This is a genomic window from Thiohalorhabdus denitrificans (assembly GCF_001399755.1).
Taxonomy (GTDB): Bacteria; Pseudomonadota; Gammaproteobacteria; order Thiohalorhabdales; family Thiohalorhabdaceae; genus Thiohalorhabdus; species Thiohalorhabdus denitrificans.
In genome coordinates, this window is record NZ_LJCP01000010.1 from 1 (window position 1) to 24,065 (window position 24,065).

Genomic DNA, 24,065 nt, shown 5'->3' on the forward strand with positions numbered 1-24,065 from the left:
CCGGCCCGCCCGGACCAGTTCCACCATCTGCTCCCGGAATTCCGCGGAATACCGGGCTTGCGACTTGGCCATCGTGGACTCCTTTCAAGCCAAAGGGTCAGGTGTCCACGAAAGCGGGTCAACTCCAGCATTCCCTTACGCGGCCTCGAGGTAGCCTTTGTAAGTTTTCCTAGCCAAGAGGAGGTCCATGCCCGGGCAATCCCCTAAGAAGGTCGACGAAGATTGGTACCTCCTTTCGAAGGAATTTTGTGCTAGCACATCCAAATTGGCATCCTTTTTCCCATAACCCCACCCCGATTCACGAAAAGGGTTCCGGCATGAAGCTGCAGGATGCGGTCGAATATATGTCTTCCCGGTATCTCTGGCGCATTCTGGGGAGCTATCGAACGGAATCCCGTAAGCCCGATGAGGAAAAAACGCGGGAAATCCTGGTCCATGACACCCCCTCCCTGGTCGACCCGGCCAATGTCGGCCAGCGCCTCGACTTGGCCCGGACGAATCCTGATAACCGGATTCTGTACCGGTTCCTCATCGAAGCCCTGCTTGAGGAGCGGGAACATCAGCTCGAGGAAGGGGAGTTGTTAGACCGGGTCCAGGCGAAAGAACAGGCCATCATCGAAGAGGCGGGGCAAGGATCGGAGGCGCTGCAGTACAAGGATGCCGACAGCCTGCGGGTTTACCGGACGGTCCTGGAGGCGGCCCTGGAAGGCGGCATAAGCCTCGATCAGGGGCGGCTTTTGGCTCAACTGCGCCAGACCCTAGGACTAACCCTGCGGGATCACTACCGGCTTCAGGCCCAGCTTAACGCCTTCCCCAAGGCGGGCAACGGAGTGCATACCGATGCCGAAATCGAGCAGGGGATCAAGGAACTGCAAATCAAAGGGTGTGTGTTTTACGCCAACAACCACCCCGACGGGATGCAGTGCTTGGTGCCCGAGGAACTCGCCCCCGGGTTGAAACAGTCCATCGGCCTGGAACTGCCCCGTTCGGTCTTCGAGCGCATGCTGACGGAGCAGCTCAACAAGGACCAGCTCTACACCATCCTGAAGGCCGGGGGTGTCCCAACCTCCGGAAGCAAGGAGGAACAGATCGCACGGGTGCTGATGGCGGACCTGCAGCCCAGCGAGGCCCTGGATGCCCTGACGAATGCCGAGCTGGGCGACATCTGCCGCAATCTGCACCAGGTGCGGGTCAGTGGCACTAAGGAGCAGCGCATCACCAACATCATCGGCTATTACGATGAGCTACGCATCCTGTCCGATGAGGAAGCCACTAACGATCGGGCTCGGTTCTATGGGGTCCTGGCCTGGCTGGCCGAACGTAACCGGGATAACCTCTACATAAATAAGGTCATCACCAAGGACCGGGAAATCGAGGGCGCTTTCGAGGAGGGCACCCGGTACCTGGTAACCGAGAAGCTGGGGGTTTCGCTGATTGATATGGCCGGTTCCAAGCACGCCGACGGCGGGTTCACGCATCCGAGCGGCCAGTCCATCTTCCTTTGGGACAACAAGAGCAAGGAAGGGCCATACGACTTCCCGGAGAATGAGTACGACCAGTTCAAGCATTACATACAGAACGCCGAACGCCGGGTGACCGCCTTTCTGGTGGTGGTGCCCGACTACACCGAGGAAGCCCTAGCAAAGGCGACGCGGCTGAAGTCGGAGTCCGGCACCGACACTGACGTCGGCCTGATCCGGGCCGCTGACCTAAAGTGGCTGGCGGAGAACTGGAGTCATTACGCGGGGAACCGATCCTTCAATCCGGACGTGCTGAACCTGCACGGCGGGGTGGACCGGGTACGGCTCGAGAACCAGCTCAAGGCCTTCTATTGCTGAGTAAGGTACATACCAGAAAATCAAACACTCAGGTCCGATACCCTCTTTAAAGGCAATCAGGTTACGGACCAAAGGGGCTCCCTGCATGGAAGCCTGGATGATCAGCCACTGGGCAGCGTGATCGGGTAACCGTGGACAAGGTCTTATTACGGCACACCTAGGTTCAACAGGCTGACAAGACGCCGCATTCTAGGTTATAGCTACAACGACGCGAGCCCGACTTTTTCATGTCCGGTTTATTGGTTTGTTAATCCTTAAGGTGCTCTAGCCACTCATCCAAAGAATTAAGGTGGCCCTCATTGAGCCACATTGCGCCAATGCCTAACCAAGAAAGGAGACTAAGTATTTCTGTTGAGGGCTTTTCGGGGAGAAGAATGGCGATGTGTTCGCCAATTTCTCCTTTTGTATTGAACCAATAGTCATACACCTGTCCAATTGCCATGCGGACGTGTGATCGCTCGGAGGAACTCTTGACCTCAATTATAAGGTCGTTGCGCTTGCTATCGTAGTTTTTCACCATGACATCGAACATGGCGTCATTAGTGCACCCTTCTAATAGAGTGAACTCAGAAAGCTTTTCTTGGAGTTGGTTAGTAATTTGGTTGTGAATTCTTTTATTTATAAGATTTTTGGATTCCTGTAGTGATTCTATATCCGCCTCGTCCTTGAGCGAAAGACCGGAACCTTCCTCAGTGTTTGTCGCGGTGAGGATCTGCTTTCGTGTTTTGCCGTCGGAAGAAGGAATGAAGTCAGGTAGGTCGTCTCCTCCAAGTTGGTCTAGGTCGGCGGCATCACGTATTCCTCCATTTCCATATAGTTGAACCATGCTCAGGTACTGGTCTTCTAATGAGGAATTCGAAGCATCTAGACTATTAAGCAATTCTTGTACGTTATTAGATCCATTGATTATTGGAAATCTTATCTCCGGGTCAAGAATAAAAAAGGCTGGGGCGAGGAAATACTCAGAACGCATCCTCTGGCCTTTATTGTTTGCCTTGGGGATGCGTTCTAGAGTCGATATCTGGCGCACGATTTCAAGACGTTCCGCGTCTGTCCTCGCTTCGGATGCTTGTCGGAAGAGGGAAAGTAAGATGGGGAAGTTATCTTTTACCCAGCCCCCAACACTATTTCTGAACGCATTATAGAAGTTGGTGAAACCCGTATGGTGCGCGACCAACTCCTCGGCCGAGGGATCATTTAGTTTTTCTGCAACATCAGCCGCCACATCGGTTAGACCAAGGCCAGAGTAGTTGGCTCCTAGGATGCTCTCGAGGGCGGGAATCTTTGTACTTCGTATATAGCTGGCGTTAGAGCCTTCATAGCTATCCGATATCCAGGCAAGCTTGGAAAGCCCCAAGAGTTGGCTAGGGGTCACGTCCTGGCGGTGGAGTACATGTCCTGCCAGTTTTCTAGCAAGCCTGTTGGTTCGGCGTTGTCGCTCAGCCCAGCTTGACTCCATGGTCCCTCCTTATTTGGGGCTGACTGCGGGTATAAATAGATTGTCCAAGGGATTCAACCGAGGAACGTTGTAGGGGCTGCCAAATCCCTGGGTCCGGCTCACCTTAACCCCTGTAATGCAATACGCAGGAAAGGGGGCAGGGTATGGAGAAGGGTTAGGCACCATACCAGAAGGTGACCATTTCCACGGCGAGCCTTTCCGGGTCTTGGTCGCCTTCCTCCATGGGCGCACCGACGACGAAGGGGGGCTCCTCGCGGATCCAGGGCTCCATGCATTCCCGGAAGGCCTCCATGGCCTCTTCGATCTCGAAAACCTCCACCTCCGGGGAAAACCGAATCTGCACCACGGCGCCGGTGAGAAGGCTCCCGCCGTGGAGCGCACCTGCTTCCACACCCTGCTCGAAGGCCGTGCGGACCGCTTGCCCCGCCCGTCCCGGGCCGGTGCCGGTACCTTCACTGAACACCCCGAGGGCCCCGGCCCAGCTCACGGCTAGATCCGCGGGGTCCACGCCGATGAAACCCGGATCGGTCACACTCCGAAGTAGGGCCCGCAACGCCCCGGCCAGGAAGGTCGAGGCCTCGGCCCCGGACTCCGGTTCCTTCCGGCCCGGCCATGCTTCCAGCACGGGGCCGGGGAACCGCCCGGCTAGGCTTCCCGGTTGGCTCGGCGGCTGGACCCAGAGGGCCCGCCGGACCCGGGTATTGGGGAGGACCTCCCCGAGCCAGTCCACTTGCTCCCGGACAAAGGGGTCACCGGGATCCCCAAGGACCATAACGAGGGGAGAGGAATTCAGGCGGCCGAGAAGGGCTTCCCGGGCTGCTTCCAGCCCCTCCACCCCGGTTTCCCACAGGGGCTCGATGCCGCTCTCCCCGCGGAGGTCCGCGGCCAGGCCGCTGGACTCCTCTCCGGGACCGAGCCGGAGGTATTCCGCTGGCGGTCCCTGCCGTAACAGCTCGGGGCTCATCCCGGGGCCGCTAAGCGCTCCCAACCCGAGAACCAAGGCCACAGGGGAAGCCGGATCCCCCTCCTGAGTCCCCGTCCTAACTCCTTCGAGATGCATGCAGGCTCCGGTGGGTGGTTGCAGGTGTGACCAATGTCCCTCTTCCCCTCCAGGGGTCTTCTCAATTCCGGAAAATCCCGAACTCGCCGACCCTCCTTGTAGAACTACCGGAGTTTGGCCTGCTCCTCGTTATGCTTGGTCCTTTCGGCGATGGCCCTGGCGGCCGCCATGGGCTCTTCTTCCTCCTTCAAGGTGGCGCGAACCTGCTCCACCGCGGACTGGTTCGTTAGATCGATCCCCAGCATGTCGACCAAGTTCAGGAAGGCCTCGCTCTTCGTGTACTCCTCGGTGAAAGAGGCTTCCTGCAGCTTGTCGAAGTTCAGAAGGACGTATTTCTTTATCTTCTGGCCATCGCTGGCCACCCCTTCCGTCGTACCCTTCTCGTTCAGCGTGACCAAGTAGTGATTCTGCTTGTACTCGTAGATGGAGCCGGTGGCCGCATCGGTGGTGGAGCCCGGCAGGCCCCCCAATATGACGTTGCCGAAAAACCAGGGATTGACGGAGGTGTCCAGCTCCATGGTCTCCGTCTCGTAGCCTTCCTTGCTCACCTTGATGATCTGTCCCGAATCCTTTTCCAGGTTCGCTGTAAGCGGGGTCCGGCCCAAGGTGCGCCCGTCCACCTCCACCTTCGCCCCTTCCGGCTCGGATTCGAAGGACACCTGTTCATTGCGCCCGGAAACGATGCTCGCGCACCCGGTCAGCAGGAGCATGGAGAGGACCGCGAGGCCCAGGGTGGCGGTTTGTGCTCGCACGATAATTCCCCTTTCTTTTTAAAGTTTTACGCAGGCTACGCGGGTGGAGTTGGACTTACAAGAACAGTTCCGTCCAGGAACGCCGCGATGTTTTACCCTGGCCATGCGACATCTCGGGTCGCGGCCAAGGCAAATGGCGGCAGTGAGCCTCGAGAGCGAACCAACCCTTCCATGAGGGGAATGGGTTATGCTCTTTTCTAATTGACTGTTTTTGGGGTCTGATCCGAAGAATAATGGCGGGCTTTGTAGTTGCGTACGGTGCCAGGATATGTCTTCATAACCTGCCCATCTGGCCTGTCTCTCGAAAACATTCGGCTCCCAGCCCCGAAAGTCCTGGCCTTTTGCCGAAAGGGGCGGTTTCAGCCTTCCCTCCCCAAGGCTCACTTTCGCCTACAGGCGTGGTCCGGACGGGCGAGGATCATGCGCAAGGAAGACTAAACGCTGGTGACTGCCGGGGCGTTTCGCCTGGGCCGGCCGGGCCATCGAGGGCAGAGCGACAAACCCCCGGAGTCCGTGAGAAGTCCTATACGACCCAACAAGTCGCAATCCTCCGGTAGATGAGGGGAACGCCAAGCACTTGGAAGGGTTGCCTTGACCATCCGTATCCTGCATACCGCTGACTGGCAGATCGGGAAGGGCTAGGGGCAGATCCCGGGTTACGATGGGGCCGCTCTTCGCAACCAGCGCCTGGAGACCCTGAGTGCCCTGGCGAGCTGGCCCGCGCGGAAGGCGAGGGGCGTTGTGCTGGTGGCCGGGGACGTCTGCGATACCCAGTCGGTGAGGGACGGCATCATCCACCAAAGCCTCGAGCGGCTCTTCGGCCAAAGAACCCAAAAATACTGGAAGTTCCAATGGTGAAGCTGGAAGACCTTAAAAAGGATGCGCAAGTAAGGGGGCTGGCCGGGAACGAGGTTGTGAAGATCGTATCCTCCGATCCGGTTGGTGAGGGCGCGGTTACCGTTGTCTACCGAACGGGCCAAGGCCAGCTCGGGGAGCAGATGGTCTTCCGCTCGGACGAGCCCAATCTGGAATTGGCGGAGGCGGGCAGGCCCTGGGCCTTCGATGCTTCCCCGGAAGCCTTCAAGCTTGGCCTTGAGGCCTACCGGATCAACATGGCCCACCTTTTCGATCCCATGATGGCCGTCCACACCGCTGACGTTCAGCCTTTGCCACACCAGATATCGGCGGTCTACGAGGAAATGCTCCCCCGACAGCCCCTGCGTTTCGTCTTGGCCGATGACCCAGGAGCCGGCAAGACCATCATGGCCGGGCTCTATATCCGGGAGCTCATCATGCGGGCGGACGCGCACCGGATCCTGGTGGTCGCTCCCGGCGGGCTGGTGGAGCAGTGGCAGGACGAGCTATTCGAGAAGTTTGGCCTCGAGTTCAGACTGTTCAACCGGGACGTGGATCAGGCCTCTCGAACAGGAAACGCTTTCCAGGAGAACGAGCGCCTGATCGCGCGCCTGGACCAGTTGGCTCGGAATGAGGACTTCCAGGAAAAGCTGGAAAACGTGGAATGGGACCTCGTGGTGGTGGACGAGGCCCACAAGATGTCCGCCACCTATTTCGGCAACAAGCTGCACGAGACCAAACGCTACAAGCTGGGCAAGCTCTTAGGGCAGACGAGCCGCCATTTACTCCTCATGACGGCTACGCCCCATAACGGCAAGGAAGAAGATTTCCAGCTCTTCATGGGGCTCCTGGACGAGGACCGGTTCTACGGAAAATTCCGGGAGGGGGCCCATCAGGTCGATGTGACCGACCTGATGCGACGCATGGTGAAAGAAGATCTGGTTCGCTTCGACGGGACCCCCCTTTTCCCCGAGCGGTACTCCTATACCGTCAACTACGAGCTCTCGGACCCGGAGTACGCCCTATACGCGGAGGTTACCGACTACGTCCGCGAGGAGATGAATCGGGCCCAGGAGCTGGAGGGCAAACGCAAGGGGACCGTGGGCTTCGCCCTGACCCAGCTCCAGCGGCGACTGGCCTCCAGCCCGGAAGCCATCTACCAGTCCCTCTCCCGGCGCCGCAAACGCCTAGAGGAGCAACGGGACGAAATGAAGACGGTAGCCCGCGGCCATCAAGTCTCCGAGACCCTCGTCAAATACCAAACGCTGGATGTGCCGGAAAACATCGATGAGGCCGATGAAGAGCTTCCCAGCGACGAGTACGAGGCTTGGTCCGAGCAGGTTGTGGACAAAGCCACCGCCGCGGAAACCGCGCAGGAGCTTGAGGCGGAAATCCAGACCCTCCGGGACCTGGAGGGGAAGGCCAAAGGCGTACGGGATGCCGGTGCGGACCGGAAATGGGAGGAGCTGTCAGAGCTGCTCCAGGACAAGCCAGAGATGTACACCCAGGCCGGCCAGCGGCGGAAGATCATTATCTTCACGGAGCACCGAGACACCCTGAATTACCTGCGGGAGCGAATCACAGGACTTCTCGGGCGCTCCGACGCAGTGGTCACCATCCATGGCGGGACCAACCGGGATGAGCGGCGGAAGATTCAAGAGGAGTTCCGCCACAACCCCGAGGTATTGGTTCTCCTGGGTACCGACGCGGCAGGGGAAGGTATCAACCTCCAGAACACCAACCTCATGGTCAACTACGACCTTCCCTGGAACCCCAACCGCTTGGAGCAGCGCTTCGGACGCATCCACCGCATCGGCCAGGAAGACGTCTGCCACCTGTGGAACATGGTTGCGTCCGGTACCCGGGAGGGGCAGGTCTTCCAGCGATTATTCGAAAAGCTGGAGACCGAGCGAGAGACCTTGGGCGGTCAGGTCTTCGATGTCCTGGGAGAGGCCTTCGAGGACGCCTCATTGAAGGACCTTTTATTGCAGGCCATCCAATACGGCGACCAGCCCGAGGTCCAGGAGCGCCTCAATCAGGCCATCGACTCCCAGCTGGACAGTGACCACCTCAAGGCCATCATGGACCGCAACGCCCTGGCCGAGGAGCACCTGAGCACGGAAGAGCTGTTCTCCGTCAAGGAGGAAATGGAAAAGGCCGAGGCCCGCAAGCTTCAGCCCCATTTCGTCCGGGCCTTTTTCAACCAGGCCTTCCAGGAGTTGGGCGGTGAGCTGCGCCCGCGGGAGTCTGGGCGTGCCGAGATCCGCCATGTACCGGCCAAGATCCGGGAGCGGGACCGAGTAATCGGTCAGACCCGGACACCCGTGCTCAAGCGCTACCAGCGAGTCTGCTTCGACAAGGACCGGATCCATCTCCCCAAAAAGCCGACCGCCGACCTGATTCACCCCGCCCATCCCCTGATGGCGGCCACCACCGATCTGATCCTCGAAGACCGCCGGTCCAAGCTCAAGCAGGGCAGCGTGCTGGTCGATCCGGAGGATCCGGGAACGGAGCCTCGGGTGGTGTTCATGCTCGAGCATACGGTCCGTGAAGGCGCCGGGGATCCACCACGCGTCGTATCTCGACGGGTTCAGTTCGTTGCCCTGGACCCGGAGGGGAACGCGACCTTCGCGGGCTGGGCCCCGCACCTGGATATGCGGGCCCTTGAGGACGGGGAAAAGGAGCTGGTTTCCGATATCATTGGCGCCGACTGGGTTCACGAAGGCCTGGAGAGCCAAGCCATGGCATACGCCGGTGAGCACCTGGTCCCAGAGCATTTCCAGGAGGTAAAGAACCGCCGAGAGCGCCGCGTGGAAAAGGTTCTGGGGGCCGTCCACGAACGGCTTGTCAAGGAGATCAACTACTGGTCGGGCCGGGCCATTGAGCTGGAACGCGACGTGGAAGCCGGGAAGCAGCCACGCATGCAGCCCGACAACGCGCGCCGCCGCGCGGAGGAGCTTTCGGCGCGACTGGAAGAGCGGAGGAAAGGGCTGGAGGCCCAGCGCAATGTAGTCGCCAACTCGCCGGCCGTGGTGGGCGGTGCCCTGATCATTCCCTACGGCCTAATCGCCCAGCGGCGCGGGGAAGCCGATTGGTCCGCGGACGCGGCGGCTCGCGAGCGGATCGAGCAGATCGCCATGGAAGCCGTCCGGTCCGCCGAAGAGAATATGGGCCATCGGGTCCAGGACGTTTCCAGCCAGAAATGCGGTTGGGATCTGACGGCCCAGCCCCCCGAACAGGACGGCCGCCTCCCCGAGGCCCGCCACATCGAGGTCAAGGGCCGGGCCAAGGGCCAGACCACAATCACCGTCAGCCGCAACGAGATCGCCTACGCCCTGAACCAGGCGGACAAGTTCCTGTTGGCCATCGTGCTCGTGGACGAGGCCGATCAGACCGAAGGCCCCTACTACCTCCGTCAGCCCTTTAGCCAGGAACCCGAATTCGGGGTGGCCAGCGTCAATTACGACCTTGCCGACCTGCTCGAGGCCGCCATATCTCCTTCGGAAACCCTCCAAGAACCGATTCAATGAGCGAAAAGATGAAAGCCCCCAAGAAGCTGATCGAGGTGGCCCTGCCACTTGACGATATTAATGCTGCCGCAGCCAAGGAGAAGTCCATTCGGCATGGCCACCCCAGCACCCTTCATTTGTGGTGGGCCCGGCGGCCTTTAGCCGCAGCGCGTGCGGTTCTTTTCGCCCAGATGGTCAATGACCCCGGAGGCGAGCGGGGCTATTACGCCGGAAAAACCAAGGCTCAGGCCGAGGAGGAACGGAAGGAGTTATTCAAGATCCTCCACGACTTGGTGCAGTGGGAGAACACCAACAACGAGGAGGTCTTGGAACGAGCCCGAGAGGCGATTCGCAAAAGCTGGCGGGAAACCTGCGAGATGCCAGAGAATCGCGGAAAACCCGGCTTTGATCCAGAGCATCTTCCCGCATTCCATGATCCCTTCGCCGGCGGCGGCGCGATCCCGCTGGAGGCCCAGCGTCTGGGGCTCGAAGCTCATGCCTCCGAATTGAATCCCGTGGCCGTGCTTATCAACAAGGCCATGATCGAGATCCCACCCAAGTTCGCGGGGCAGACCCCGGTAGGACCCGTTCCGGAAGGGGAGAAACAGGCCAGCCTCCACGAGGAATGGTCTGGTGCGCATGGCCTAGCTGAAGACGTGCGCAGGTATGGCCACTGGATGCGCCAAGAGGCGGAAAAGCGCATTGGGCACCTCTACCCCAAGGCCAAGGTCACGGAGGAGATGGCTGAGGGGCGGCCGGATCTGAGGCCGTACATCGGCCAGGAGCTGACGGTCATCGCCTGGATCTGGGCACGGACGGTAAAGAGCCCCAATCCGGCCTTCTCCCATGTCCACGTGCCACTGGCCTCCAGCTTTGTGCTCTCCACCAAGAAGGGGAAGGAGGCGTATGTAAAGCCGGTTGTGGAGGGGGACCGGTATTGGTTTGAGGTGCAAACGGGGAAGCCGAAGGATTTTGAGGAGCGAAAAAAGGGCACGAAAGCAGGTGGGCACAGTGCCGATTTTTGGTGCCTGGTCTCAGGATCGCCAATTGACGGCAAATACATTAAGAGTGAAGGGCAAGCCGGGCGAATGGGGAGCCGGCTTATGGCAGTGGTTGCCGAAGGAACCCGTGGCAGAGTTTATTTGCCGCCTACTGACGAGATGGTTGCGGCCGCAAGTAAAGCAACTCCCGAATGGCGGCCGACCGGTGATGTGCCTGAGAAGCTAACCGGTGGAACGTGCGTTCCGTATGGACTGAAGGAGTGGGGTGACCTCTTTACCCCTCGCCAACTAGTGGCCCTCAATACCTTTTCAGACCTCATCTCCGAGGCCCGCGGTAAGGCCATCGCGGATGCCAAGGTGGCGGGAATGGGCGACGATGGGGTGGGGCTCGATGATGGTGGGGTTGCAGCAACGGCATATGGGGAGGCTTTGGCAACTTATTTAGGACTTGCTGTTAGCAAGATGAGTGATGCGCAGAGCAACCTATGCCGATGGAAACCTTCAATGGACCAATCAATAGCCACATTCGGCCGCCAAGCGCTGCCAATGGTGTGGGATTTTTCCGAATCAAATGCTTTCAGTGGTATGGCTGGTGACTTTATTGTTTCTCTTAAAAACATGATGAAAGTGCTTGAAAGGAACCTGACGGGTCGATCAGGTGAGGCAAGCCAAGCAAACGCGGAGGACCCACGATTTGAGGCTAATGCAGTCATCTCCACTGATCCACCTTATTATGACAACATAAGCTACGCCGATCTTTCCGATTTCTTCTACGTCTGGCTTCGTAGAAGCCTGAAACCGTATTTCCCCAACCTCTTCGCTACCATGGTAGTACCCAAAGCAGAAGAGCTGGTCGCAGCGCCATACCGTCATGGCTCTAAGGAGGCGGCTGAGATCTTTTTCATGGATGGGATGACCCGCGCCCTTAACAATCTTGTCGAACAATCCCACCCTGCCTTTCCTGTAACCATTTACTACGCCTTTAAACAGTCAGAAGTAAAAGAACAAGGGATTACCTCCACCGGCTGGGAGGCTTTCCTTGAGGCAGTCATTCGCGCTGGTTTCAGCATCAGTGGAACTTGGCCCATGCGAACTGAGCTGGGGAATCGCATGATCGGCTCCGGTACCAATGCCCTTGCCTCCTCCATCGTTTTGGTCTGCCGTAAACGCGACCCCGATGCTGAAACTATTACTCGCCGCCAATTTCAACGCGAGCTTCGTGAAGATTTACCAGTATCCCTAGCGACCATGATCGGGGGTACCACCGGCCAGTCGCCGGTAGCCCCGGTGGACCTTGCTCAGGCCTCCCTTGGGCCAGGCATGGCTATCTTTTCGCAATACTCGGCGGTCTTGAATCAGGACGGTTCGGAAATGTCCGTCCATGATGCCCTGATCCTGATCAATCGGGTAAAGGACGAGGTCCTGGGTGGAATCGGCGAAGCGGACCCGGATACGGGATTCTGTGTTGATTGGTTCGACCAACACGGGTGGAAGGCCGGGGACTTTGGGGAGGCTCAAGTCCTGGCTCCCGCGAAAGGCACGACCGTTGAGGGGGTAAAAGAGGCAGGGGTGATCGAATCCGGAGGCGGTAAGGTTCGCTTGTTGAAGTGGGAGGAATATCCGGAGGATTGGTGGCCGGAGCAGGATAACCGGACCCCGGTTTGGGAGGCTTGCCATTACCTTATTCGGGCCTTAAACAAGGAAGGGGAATCCGGGGCCGGGGCTTTGCTAGCTCGCATGCCGGAGCGTGGCGAGTCCATCCGCGCCTTGGCTTACCACCTCTATACCCTCTGCGAGCGTAAGCAATGGGCGGAGGAGGCCCAGGCCTACAACGACCTGATCACGGCCTGGGCAGGGATTCTGGCTGCCTCCAAAGAGGCTGGCCCAAAAGAAACTCAGACGGGCTTCAACTATTAGCCCTCCTATCAATGTTTGAACTTAATACCTAAAAGGATGGCTTGGATGGCAATAAAGCCCTGGCGGGAGATCGCCAAACCCCACCGGGACGTCCTGGAGGGCACCTTCCAGCAGTCCGAATTCGCCGCGGACATCTCCCAGGTACAGGCGGGCTCCGCTCCGGCCGAATACGGGGATGCAGAGGGTTTCTTTAACCGCACTTATATCACAGAAGGTATGCGCCTTCTGCTGATCTCCGTGGCCCAAAGATTAGCGGGGCAGGGGGGTGACCCCGTTATTCAGCTCCAGACCGCCTTCGGCGGGGGCAAGACCCATACCCTGCTGGCGGTCTACCACCTGGCTAGCCGGGAGGTAAGCACGGACCGATTGGCCGGGATTCCGCCCGTTTTGGATGAGGCGGGGGTGCAAAGCCTGCCTTACTCACGCATAGCGGTTCTCGACGGCAACAATCTGGCCCCAAGCCAGCCACAGAACCACGACGGCCATACCGTAAACACCCTCTGGGGGGAGCTGGCCTGGCAGCTGTTGGGGGCCGAGGGCTACCAACTGGTTTCCGGATCCGACGCGGAAGGCACCTCCCCGGGCAAGGAGGTCTTGATCGGGCTGCTCAAGGAGGCCGCACCCTGCGCCATCCTCATCGACGAGCTTTTGGCCTTTATCCGCCAATTCGAACCCGGGCACCAATACCCCGCCGGCACCTATGACAGCAACCTGTCTTTCATCCAGGCCCTCACCGAGGCGGTGAAGTCGGTTCCCGATGCGGTCATCTTGGCCTCCCTGCCGGAGTCCGAATTGGAGGCCGGCAGTGCCCATGGTGCCCAAACCCTGGTGACCCTGGAGAAATACTTCGCCCGCGTGGAATCCGTCTGGAAGCCCTTGGCCGCTGAGGAGGCCTTTGAGGTGGTGCGCCGGCGCCTGTTCGATACCACCGGCGAGGAACAGGCTATCAACGAGGTGTGCGCCGCCTTCTTCGACTACTACCGGGAAAACAGCGACAAGCTCCCTCAGGAAGTGCAGGAGGAGAGCTACCGCGAGCGCCTACGGCAGACCTACCCGATTCACCCCGAGATCTTCGATCGCCTGTACCAGGATTGGTCCACCCTGGAGAAATTCCAACGGACCCGGGGGGTCTTGCAGCTGATGGCGGTGGTCATCCATCGGCTGTGGAGCGACAACGATCAGGACCCCCTGATCATGCCCGGCTCGCTGCCCCTTTATGACTCCACGGTCCGCAACAAGAGCATCCATTATCTCCCACAGGGGTGGGAGCCGGTAATCGATGCCGAGGTGGACGGCCCCGGCGCGGAAACGCAGCGCATTGACAACAATGAGACCCGCTTCGGGAGCGTTCAGGCCGCAAGACGGGTAGCCCGGGCCGTCTTCCTCGGCAGCGCTCCGGATTCCAGCCCGTCCGCAGCGGGACAGCATGCTCGGGGTCTGCCAACGGAGCGCATTTTTTTGGGATGCGGGCAGCCCGGGCAGACGCTGGGGCTATACGAAGATGTCCTCAAACGCCTCCGGGATCGGCTCCAGTACCTATATGCGGATCGGGACCGCTTCTGGCTGGACACGCGGCCCAACCTGCGGCGGGACATGGAGAACCGCAAGAGCCGGCTAAACGACGCCAAGGAGAACCTGAATTTCCTTAAAGGGCGCGTCGAGCGGATCTTTGGCAAGGACCATAGCCTGGGCGGCATCCATGTTTTCACCCCGTCCGGCGACATACCGGACGAATACGGCGTGGGTCCTCGTCTGGTGGTGCTTCCTCCGGATGCGGCCTATGGGCGAACGGAAACCCGACCGGCCACAGAGGCGGCAGAGGAGCGGCTCCGGAACCGGGGAGACCAGCCGCGGCAGCACCAGAACCGGCTTATTTTCTTGGCTCCCGACCGTGAGAACGTCGACCGCCTGAAAGACCAGGTTCGGAGCTTTCGCGCGTGGAGCTCCATTCTGGAAGACTTTAAGGCCGATCGCGTGGTGTACGACAACACCCAATGGAACGAGGCCCAGCAGGCGGTCCAGGAAGCGGAAAAGACGCTGACCCAGCTCATTCGGGAGACCTTCAAATGGCTGGTGGCCCCCTATGAGGAATTCACCAGCCAGAGGCGCCCGGAGCTGAAGTGGGAGGGGCTGCCCATTTCCACATCGGCCACCAACCTCATCCAGGAAATCGAGCACAAGCTCAAAGAGGAAGAGTTGGTGGTCTATGAATGGTCCCCCATCCATCTGCGCCAGATCCTGGGCCAGTATTACTTCGGCGAGGACCGGGCGGAGGTATCGGCCCTCCAGGTTTGGCAGGATATCTGTAATTACCTGTTTTTACCCCGCTTGCTGAATGACAACGTCTTCGAGGAAGCCATCGCAAAGGGCGTGGAATCGGAGGACTATTTCGGTTTCTCGGCGGGTAAAGAGGGGGATCGGTACCTTGGGTTCCTGTTCGGCAATACTGGCTCGATCCAATTAGGCGAAGAAAGCCTGCTCATTGAGCGGGAGGCGGCCGCTAAATACAAAGCCCAACTTCAACCTAAGGAGTCCGCCTGGAGTGAGCCAGGGGCCTCTTCCTCGGGAACGACTGAAAGTGTGCCTGGGACCTCCGGGCCCTCGCCAGAGGCTGGCCCTGAGACTGGGGCCGGAGTTTCTCCCGACTCGGGGAAGACCCAATTTTATGGGACCGTTCATCTGGATCCGGTAATGGCCAAAATGAACTTTTCCAACATCATGGATGAGGTGGTCGAACATTTTTCGGCTCAGGCAGGTGTAGAGGTCAAAATCTCAGTTGAGGTCCAGGCTCGGTCGAAATCCGGATTCGATGAGCAAATCCAAAGGGTCGTAAAAGAAAATAGTAATAGTTTAGGGTTTTCGTTTTCCGAATTTGAGGAAGGGGATTGATCCCCGGAACCGGATGAGTTGTCAGTTTCCTGTAGGCCGGGTTACCGGGAGGCGGGGGAGGAAATCCAGAAGCTGCGTTGAAACCCCCATGGCATCATGCTCCAGGTGAAGAAGAATTGAAAAAGGATAAGGGATTTGGCAGAAGAGGAGCACGATCCCAGAAATCTGCTTTCCCAACTGTTTGAGCAGGCTAGGATTTATGAAAGAGGGAAAGATTATAAGGAGCTATTGGATTTTGTCGTTAGGTTAAGGAATTTTGCTCCTTTTAATTCGATGTTGCTTCATATCCAAAGGCCGGGTCTAAAGTATGCCGCCTCGGCGAAAGATTGGGCTGATCGGTTTGAAAGGGGCGTCAAGGAGGATGCTCGTCCCTTACTCATACTTTGGCCGTTTGGCCCCGTTGCACTTGTCTTTGATGTGGATGACACCTTTGGGGGTAAGGAGCTTCCCAAGGATGTTGCCAAGGCCTTCCGAGCCCATGGGACACTGGGCGAGGACGAGCTACAGAAAAAGTTTGAAATTCTTGAAAACAAGCGGATTTTTGTTAAGGGTGTTGATCATGCGGATGGGAGTGCCGGTTATATATGGAAAGAGCCTTTGGCTGAAAGAGAAAAAGAAGAGTATATCTACCCATTACGTATAAACAAAAACCACAAAAATAGTGTTCAATTTTCCACCTTAATCCATGAGCTTGGTCACCTGTTTTTGGGTCATCTAGGGGGCGATGAGAAGCTAAAGATTAAGGACCGATCTTATCTGGGATACCGCGAAAGGGAAATCGAAGCGGAGTCTGTTTCTTATATCGTTTGCAAACGGTGCGGAGTTACCCCGGAATCCGAAAAATATTTGTTGGGACTGATAAATTCTGATTTTTCTTTTGGGTCTTTGGACGTTTATCCGATTTTTAAAGCCGCTGGCAGGGTTGAAACAGAATTAGGGTATGCCCCCCAAATGAATTTGGGGGTTGATAAGTAGGTATCAAACCTTGGCGTTGTAGGCCGCCGGATTTTCTACCCATTGGGGTACCAGGAAAGAACCCATTCATCTACTTTAAAAATTCCCGGTTTGTTAACCCCTGAATTACAACAAAGATCCATTGGTGGTATCGGGTTGTCATGGGGACCGAATGCAACCATCTACGTTCCATCTGAACGCTAGCTTCTGGGTCGGCGTCGCATCGACGGGGCCTATTGCTGGACAACTAACCGGGGGTAAGATCGGTATTTTGGCACCCTGAGCCGAGAGGTAGCTGTCTGGCCTCGGGGAAATGTCACCTACCCCGAGGCCAGACAGCTGTCCGGACTCGGAGGATTGTGTGGCTTCCTCCGAGTCCGGACACAACGGAAGTCCCGAGCGAACAGCTCGGTTTTGCACTTGCAAGTTGAATCCGCCGCCCTCACTCCCCGAGAGGCTCGTCCGCGATCCACCAGTCGGAGACCTTGACCGGCTGATCATAAATATGCTGGCGAAAGGGCGGTCATGAACGCCAACCCAGCTTTTCTGACCTGGATTGACCTCACCGCTTCGGATCGCGATAAGGTCCGGCGGGTCCTCGACCTGTTCAACGAGCAGGGCACCATTGACGAGCTGGGCCTGGGGCCCATTCGCGATTTCCTATCCGACGCCCTGTTTCCGGGCACTTCCGTTCTGCACACCCGCCTGCGCTATGTGCTGTTCATTCCCTGGCTCTACCGGCAGCTGGAGGCCCGGCCTAGCCAAGTAAGGGACGTGGCGGCGGAGGCGCGCGCCCTGGAGCTCCGGCTGGTGGATGCCCTCAAGAATTTCGGAGACCAGGAGGGCATCATCGGCGCCTACGCCGGGAGCAGCCTGTCCCGCCTGCCCAGCCAGGCCTACTGGTCGGCCCTGGTGCGTTGGGGCATCTTCGATCCGAACCAGAGCCAGAGCTGGTATTTCCGGCGCTTCCGGGAGCTGGCCAGCCCGGCTCCGGTAGGCCACTCCGACGATACCGGGGTAGCCCAGGATCGTGAGGAAACCTGGAATCCCCACCTGCCTGACCCCCCCGACGATCTGCTCGAGTCCGCTAGCTTCGACTTGACCGCCGAGGAGGCGGAGTTCGTCCGCGGCTGCATCGAGGCCAATGTTCCCCACAGCCTGCTGGCCTGGCTGGTGCGGGAGGGTGCAAAGGACCTGGGTAGTGTGCCGTGGCTTTGGCAGATCCCCGGCCGGCCCAACTTGCCTGCCCGGCTTGAGGAGGTTGTTGAGATGGGCCGGCGGTTCTCCCTCCACTTGGAAGGGGCGCCGCTGCTCTACAACCTGGTGCTCGCCGAGACTCGGAAAAAGCGTTATGGGGATCCCCAGGGGCGAGAGCAGGCGGGCATCGAGAAGTACGAACAGGCCCTGGCCGAGTGGGCCGGTCGCGAGGCCCAGGAGGCCCAATTCGACCCCGAGGCGTTATGGGATCTGGGCGCCCGGCACGGCGCCCCCATCAAGGCGCCCCTCAAGCGGTTCGTGGAACGGTGGACCTATGGAGTAGCAGCAGTAGGTCCGCATGAGGTGGCCGAAAGCGAGGCCCTGCGGGATCTGGTGGAGCAGCGGGAACGGGCCCTCAAGGGGCCCCGGGCGCGGTTGGTCAACGAAAGCCGCCTGCTCGACTGGCGTGGGGATGTCGGGGTTGGCCGGATGGACTTCCGTTGGCCGCAGGTACGCACCCTGCTGACCGACCTCCACGAAGGGCTGGCCCGCTGATGCTCTCCCCGGACGCCCGCGAAGTTGCCACGAACATCCTCCGGCCCCCGGCGGGTTACCGCCTCGACCGCACGGTGATGACCACCTACAGCCTGGACCTGGAGGTGCTGCTGGCCCTGCCGCTGGCGGTGCTGGCCCAGGCCGATGGCGGAGTAGAGGATCTGCTGGAAGACCCGGTCCTGCTGCTGCAGGCCCTGCGCGAGGCTTCGGACCGCGTCCACGTGTACGTGGACGAGGCGGGAATCGCCCTGCCCAGTGTCCAGCGGGACCTGTACGGCGCCCTGGATTCCAGCGTCCATCCCGTCCGAGCCCCCGGCGGCGGGGCCTTCCACCCCAAGGTGTGGGTGGCCCGGTTCCTGAGCGGAGAGGACGAGCCGCTGCTGCGCGTGGCGGTGGCTTCCCGCAACCTCACTTTCGACCGTTCCTGGGACGTGGCATTGGTTAGCGAGGCGCCGCCCGGGGAAGAAGCGCAGGCGGCCTCGCAGCCGCTGGCGGACCTGGTCCGGCGCCTACCCAGTCTGGGCCGCGAGCCACTGGGGCCGGAGCTGGAGGCCGCCCTCGAAGGAATCGCCGATGAATTGGCCCGCACCGCTTTCCCGGCTCCCCACGGCTTCCAGGATCCCATTGCCTTTCAAACCTTGGGGTTGGACGGCCCGGACGGTGGGCTGTGGCAGCCGGTGGCTGGGGCCCAGCGGCTTCTTGCGGTCTCCCCCTTCGTGGGCAAGGGAGCCCTGGATAGCCTTGCAGGCCAGGAGGCGAAGGAACTGCGCCTGGTCAGCCGCGCCGAGGCCCTGGACGCCCTGCCGGCGGACGCCCTGAAGCCCTGGGAGAACCAGCACGTGCTGATGGAGGCCGCGCTGGATGAGCCCGGGGACGATACGGCCGGTCGTCCCTCCGGGCTGCACGCCAAGCTGATCGCGGCGGAGTACGGCGACCGTGTGCAGTGGTACCTGGGCTCCGCCAACCTGACGCCGGCGGCGTTCCGGGGGCGGAACGTGGAGGTGATGGCGCGCCTGGAGGCGCCACTGAAGCCCGAGGGCGCCGATGATGGAAGGGGCATCGACGCCTTCTGGGACGGGGGCTTCGCCAGCCTGTGCATGAAATACCAGCGCCATGAGGCTGCCGAGGAGGACCAGGCAAAGAAGGACGCCCAGCAGGCCCTGGAAAGACAGCGGGACGCCCTCCTGAACGCCGGGCTGACCATCCAGTGCGCCCCGGGGGAGGATTACTGGCAGTGGCGGATCGAAGGTTCGGTCCCGGAAGTGGACGGTGTCACCGTGGAGGCCTGGCCGGTCACACTGGGCAGGGATCACGCACGCCCCTGGGGCGTGTCCATGGAATGGCCGTTAGGGATGGAGCGGCTCACCGCGTTCGTGGCCTTCCGCTTGCGCGCCGCGGCGGAGGTGGACGACGTGACGCTGGTGGCGAAGCTGCCTGCCGAGGGCCTGCCCGAGGGGCGCATGCACCGGGTGCTCCGGACCCTGATCGATTCTCCCGAGCGTTTCCTGGCCTTCCTGCGCGCCCTGCTTGGCGGCCTGGAAGGGCTGGTGGACTGGGCCGAGACCGGGGGAGAAGAGGGCCAGAGGCAGGATCGCGGCGTGCCTCTGCAGGCCGAGACCATCCTGGAGGACCTGTTGCGCGTAGCCTCGCGCGACCCCGAGCGCCTGGATACGGTCCGCCGGATCATGGAGGACCTGGCGGAGGAGGGCGCTAGCGGCGAGCAGGTGGTTCCGGAGGACCTGTACGCCATCTGGCAGGCCGTTGATGCGGCGCTGCAAGAGGAGGCCCAAACGTGAGTCGTCCCGATCCGGAAGCCATTCTCGCCCCCCTGAAGTCCTTCCAGCGCCGCACGGTGGACCACGCCTTCCACCGCCTGTTCGAGGCGGAGGGCAGCACCCGGCGCTTCCTGGTGGCCGACGAGGTGGGCCTGGGCAAGACTCTGGTGGCGCGGGGCATCATCGCCCGGGGTCTGGACCATCTCTGGGATACCACCGACCGCATCGACGTTATCTACATCTGCAGCAACCAGAACATCGCCCGCTCCAACCTCCCCAAGCTGCAGGTGACAGGCCAGGCGGAGGATGCCGAGGCTCACGCCACCCGCCTGACCATGCTCGCCACGGAGATGGCGCCCGAGAAACGGCAGGCCGACGGAAAGGAGGGCTCCCTCCCCAAGGCGAATTTCGTCAGCTTCACCCCGGGTACCTCCTTCGATTTGCGCAGCTCCGGCGGGAAATCCGAGGAGCGGCAGGTCCTGTACTGGCTGCTGGAGGAGGTGGTGCCGGCCAAAACGGGCCTGAAGAACCTGCTGCAAGGCTGGGTGGGCACGGAGCGCTGGCGCCAGGCCCTGCGCAGTTCCTGGCCCCTGGAGCCGGGCATCAAGGAGCGCTTCCAGCAGCGGGTCCAGGCCGACGAGCGGCTGCTCGGTGAACTGGAGGCGGCCATCGACCGCTGGTTCCTTCAGGGGCCGGAGGGATACCCCAACGGGGAGTACCCCGACGAGGCGCGCCGCAAGCGGGACCGCCTGACCGGGCAGTTGCGGCAACACCTCGCCGAGGTCTGCATCGAGGCGCTGGAGCCGGACCTGGTCATCCTGGACGAATTCCAGCGCTTCAAGACGCTGGTGAACCAGGACGAGGCCGGACCCGACGCGGCAGCGAAGCTGGCCCAGCGCTTGTTCCATACCCGCAATGCCCGGGGCGAGCCGGTCCACACCCTGCTGCTTTCGGCCACGCCCTACAAGCTTTACACCGCGGACGCGGAAGAAGAAGACAATCACTACCGGGACTTCCTCGCCACCACCCGGTTCCTCCTGGATTACGACGAGGTGCGTGTGGCCGTCCTGGAGGAACGCCTCGCGGCCTTCGGCCGGGAGCTCAAGCGTGCTGCGAAAGGGCAAAGCCACGATGTGGTGGCTGCCAGGCAGGCGGCCGAGGAATGCTTGCAGGCCATCATGGCCCGGACCGAGCGGGTGGCGGCGAGCGACGAGCAAGACGCCATGGTGGAGGAGCACGGAACCGACCTGAGTCTCGCGCCGGGCGATGTGCGGCAGTATCTGGCCGCCGACGCCTGGTTCACCGCCGTGGGGGACCGAGACCCCATGGCCTACTGGAAGGCCGGCCCCTACCTCCCGCACTTCATGCAGGGATACAAGGTCAACGAGCGGGTGCGGGAGGCCCGGGAGGGACAGCCGGACAAGCTCAAGCGGGTGCTGGACAGCTATCCGGATGCCTTTCTGGACCGTAATGCGCTCGCCCGGTGGGAGCGGATGGATCCGAGCCACGCCAAGCTGCGCTCCATGGTCAATGAGCTGCTGGACACGGGCCTCTGGAAGCTGCTGTGGATGCCCCCCTCCCTGCCGTACTGGTCCCTCGGAGGTCCATTCCAGGGGCAGGACCATCGGACCAAGACGCTGCTGTTCTCCGCCTGGAACTTCGTGCCCGACGTGGTGAGCGGTGTGCTCAGCTACGAGGCTGAGCGGCGCATGACCGGCGGGGCCCTGAAAGACTACTGGGAGCAGCGCAGCCCCTTGCTGCGGCTCGGGGAACAGAACCGGACTCGCTCCCGCCACCGCCTGCTCTTGCTGCTCATGCCAAGCACCGTGCTCGCGGACTGCGCGCACCCTCTGGCAGCCCCGGAGGGTGCCGACGTACGGGGCTGGGTTCGGGGGCGGATCGAGGCGATGCTCGGGGAGCTGGACTGGCAGGCTGACCCGGCCGAAGAGCCGGATCCCCGCTGGGAGTACATGGCGCCCCTGCTGTTGGATCCCGGGCTTCGGGACTTCCTCCAGTATTGGGCATCTGCGTCTCCGGAAGAGACCGGGAAACCCAACCCCGATGTCCTCCCCGCGTACCTCCAGGACCTTTTGGAGCTGGATCCCGCTTCCTTGGGGCCACAGCCGGAGGGCTTGGCCGAGCATCTGACTGATTTGGCGCTGGGCGCACCGGGGGTCATAGCGACCCGTACCTTGGGTTCGGCCGCCCTGTCGGACCAAAAGCGACGGACCCTTGCCACCCGGTTTGCCCAGGCCTACTGGAACCTGTTCAACCGGCCGGCGGTCATGTCACTGCTGGAGCAGCTGGAAGGCAGGGAAGGGGCCCTGGGCGAGCACGTCTACTGGCGGCGCGTTCTGCGCTACTGCATCGACGGGAACCTCCAGGCCGTCATGGACGAAACTTGGCACCTGGCCTGGGAGCAGCATGCCTGGTCCAAGGAAGCCCCGGCCGACAAGGTGGCCGAGGTCTGCGTGGAGGAATTGGCCGCGCGCATCGATCCGCGCCCGACGCGGGTCCATGCCCATTTTCTGCAGCCGGATGGCAACGGGGGCCTCGAGCCCAACACGCTGCGCATCCGGACCACCTTCGCCCAGCGGTTCGGCGACCTCCGCACCGAGGAGGGGATGGTCAGCCAGGACGCCATCCGGGCCGCCTTCAATAGCCCCTTTCGGCCCTTCGTGCTGACTAGCACCTCGGTGGGGCAGGAGGGGCTGGATTTCCATCCCTGGTGCCATCGCTTGGTCCATTGGAACCTCCCCGGGAACCCCGTGGATCTAGAGCAGCGGGAAGGCCGGATCCACCGCTACAAGGGCCACGCGGTGCGCCGAAACGTGGCCGACCAATTTGGAAAGGATGCCAGAGCGGGGTGGGCGCCCGGGGCTGACCTCTGGGAACTTCTGTTTTCGGTGGCGGACCGGTCGGCCCGCGAAAAAGGGGCCAACGACTTGATTCCGTTCTGGATTGCTCCAGGGCCTTTCAAGGTGCAGCGCCATGTGCCGGCGCTCCCCTACACCCGGGAGGTGGAAGCTTTCCGCCGCCTGAAGCATCAGTTGGCTACCTACCGAGTGGTCTTCGGCCAGCCCAGGCAGGAAGAGCTTTTGACCATGCTGGGGGAGGCGGACGTATCCACCGAGCAGCTCAGTGAGTGGACAATCCAGCTCAGCCCCACACGGGCCCTTCTCAACCCCGGAAATATGGATTATCCATGATGGCCCCTCTCCCAGTGCCATAGTATAGGCGGCTGACGGCCGCAAAACGGCTTCTCGACGCCGCAAATGGTATTCGCCGAGCGTCTAGGGATGCGAGCAGGCCGTCGGGGAAAAACCAGCCAAACGTTGCGCAAAAAGCTGATCTGCCCCCGGATCCTTGCTAAGCGGAATCGCTTTTTTGGGAAGCCAGGCGAGAGGATGCCTTGAAAAACCAATATTTCGGCGACGTCAACGACTACCGCAAGTACAGCCTTTTACGAACCCTATCAGAGCCAGGACTTGGCCAAATGCTGGTTACATGGATGATGACCCCGGACGATCAGGGAGCAGATGGCCAAAAGCGGGACTATCTGACCAAGCCGGATAAATGGCGAGGCTATGATCCCGCGCTTTTCGACACTTTGGCAGCCCGATTGGGGGAACCTTCTCCTGAACCTCCCAACGTGGCCATGATCGAGCAGTCCGGGTTGTTAGGTTCGGCGGTTTTCTATCCAGCCATGGTCCCAGACGACTCCCAACAGCGCGCGAAATGGTTTTCCAATTTGCTTGGATGGGCAAGATCAGCCGACCTGGTTTTCCTAGATCCGGACAACGGGCTGGAAGTTCCCTCCTGCCCGGTCGGAAGGAAGGGCTCGTCCAAATACCTAGGCTGGTCGGAGGTCGACCGACTCTGGGATACCGGTAGCTCTTTGCTGATCTACCAGCATTTCCCGCGGGAGGAGCGGGAGACCTTTGCCGAACGCTTGGCACAGAACCTGCGCGGGCGAACAGGGGCACCTTTGGTCGAGGCCATACGAACTCCCCATGTCTTGTTCATCCTCCTAGGCCAGAGTCGTCACGGATCACCTTTGGAAGCTGGCTTGGCGGACCTTACAAATCGATGGGGGGATCAGTTCCAACGAATGGGCGTAGGGGGTTGAGTAGCTGGGGTACACCGCCTCCAGTGCCCAGCTGGAGGGGCCCGATAGCATTTTTCAGGCGGCTCGGGCGCGGGCCCGCGGTTGCCGCAACCAGCGGACCTTCATCACCCTGATTTTTCTGCTGGCGCCGCGCATCGGCGAAGTGGAAAGATCCCTTTAGCGCGTCGAAGGGCCC

12 protein-coding genes are annotated in these 24,065 nt (G+C 60.7%); 9 read left to right on the forward strand and 3 right to left on the reverse strand.

The features are described from left to right. The first annotated feature begins 317 nt into the window (after positions 1 to 317). A complete protein-coding gene (locus AN478_RS06905) occupies positions 318 to 1,838 on the forward strand; it encodes a hypothetical protein (protein WP_054965892.1) in 1,521 nt (506 codons plus the stop codon). Between the two features lie 247 nt (positions 1,839 to 2,085). Here AN478_RS06905 and AN478_RS13935 read toward each other — a convergent pair whose 3' ends face one another. From AN478_RS13935 to AN478_RS06915, 3 genes are all read right to left on the reverse strand, one after another. Beyond that, complete coding sequence (locus AN478_RS13935) at positions 2,086 to 3,297, reverse strand: hypothetical protein (RefSeq protein ID WP_143004082.1); 1,212 nt, start codon at positions 3,295 to 3,297, stop codon at positions 2,086 to 2,088. A gap of 154 nt (positions 3,298 to 3,451) precedes the next feature. Next, positions 3,452 to 4,261: an FtsZ/tubulin family protein gene (locus AN478_RS06910; protein ID WP_054965893.1), complete on the reverse strand. Its 810-nt coding sequence runs from the start codon at positions 4,259 to 4,261 to the stop codon at positions 3,452 to 3,454. Positions 4,262 to 4,461: 200 nt separating this feature from the next. Next, positions 4,462 to 5,109, reverse strand: coding sequence for a PEGA domain-containing protein (locus AN478_RS06915; RefSeq protein ID WP_054965894.1), 648 nt, complete (start codon positions 5,107 to 5,109; stop codon positions 4,462 to 4,464). Between the two features lie 851 nt (positions 5,110 to 5,960). Here AN478_RS06915 and AN478_RS06920 point away from each other — a divergent pair. From AN478_RS06920 to AN478_RS13945, 8 genes are all read left to right on the forward strand, one after another. Next, positions 5,961 to 9,494: a helicase-related protein gene (locus AN478_RS06920; protein WP_054965895.1), complete on the forward strand. Its 3,534-nt coding sequence runs from the start codon at positions 5,961 to 5,963 to the stop codon at positions 9,492 to 9,494. Further along, positions 9,491 to 12,391 (forward strand): DUF1156 domain-containing protein, encoded by a 2,901-nt coding sequence (locus AN478_RS06925; protein WP_054965896.1) that lies wholly within the window; start codon positions 9,491 to 9,493, stop codon positions 12,389 to 12,391. Before AN478_RS06920 ends, AN478_RS06925 begins: the two co-directional genes overlap by 4 nt. A gap of 45 nt (positions 12,392 to 12,436) precedes the next feature. Continuing rightward, complete coding sequence (locus AN478_RS06930) at positions 12,437 to 15,280, forward strand: ATP-binding protein (RefSeq protein ID WP_054965897.1); 2,844 nt, start codon at positions 12,437 to 12,439, stop codon at positions 15,278 to 15,280. Between the two features lie 135 nt (positions 15,281 to 15,415). Next, positions 15,416 to 16,255 carry an ImmA/IrrE family metallo-endopeptidase gene (locus AN478_RS13940; RefSeq protein ID WP_143004083.1) on the forward strand — a complete coding sequence of 280 codons (840 nt, stop codon included), beginning with the start codon at positions 15,416 to 15,418 and terminating at the stop codon, positions 16,253 to 16,255. Positions 16,256 to 16,759: 504 nt separating this feature from the next. Then, a complete protein-coding gene (locus AN478_RS06935; protein WP_054965898.1) occupies positions 16,760 to 17,986 on the forward strand; it encodes a DUF6361 family protein in 1,227 nt (408 codons plus the stop codon). Continuing rightward, a complete protein-coding gene (locus tag AN478_RS06940) occupies positions 17,986 to 19,782 on the forward strand; it encodes a phospholipase D family protein (protein WP_054965899.1) in 1,797 nt (598 codons plus the stop codon). The genes AN478_RS06935 and AN478_RS06940 overlap by 1 nt, the downstream gene beginning before the upstream one ends. Then, a complete protein-coding gene (locus tag AN478_RS06945; protein ID WP_054965900.1) occupies positions 19,779 to 22,970 on the forward strand; it encodes a helicase-related protein in 3,192 nt (1,063 codons plus the stop codon). The genes AN478_RS06940 and AN478_RS06945 overlap by 4 nt, the downstream gene beginning before the upstream one ends. Positions 22,971 to 23,173: 203 nt before the next feature. Beyond that, a complete protein-coding gene (locus AN478_RS13945; protein WP_143004084.1) occupies positions 23,174 to 23,890 on the forward strand; it encodes a hypothetical protein in 717 nt (238 codons plus the stop codon). The last annotated feature ends 175 nt before the right edge of the window (positions 23,891 to 24,065 follow it).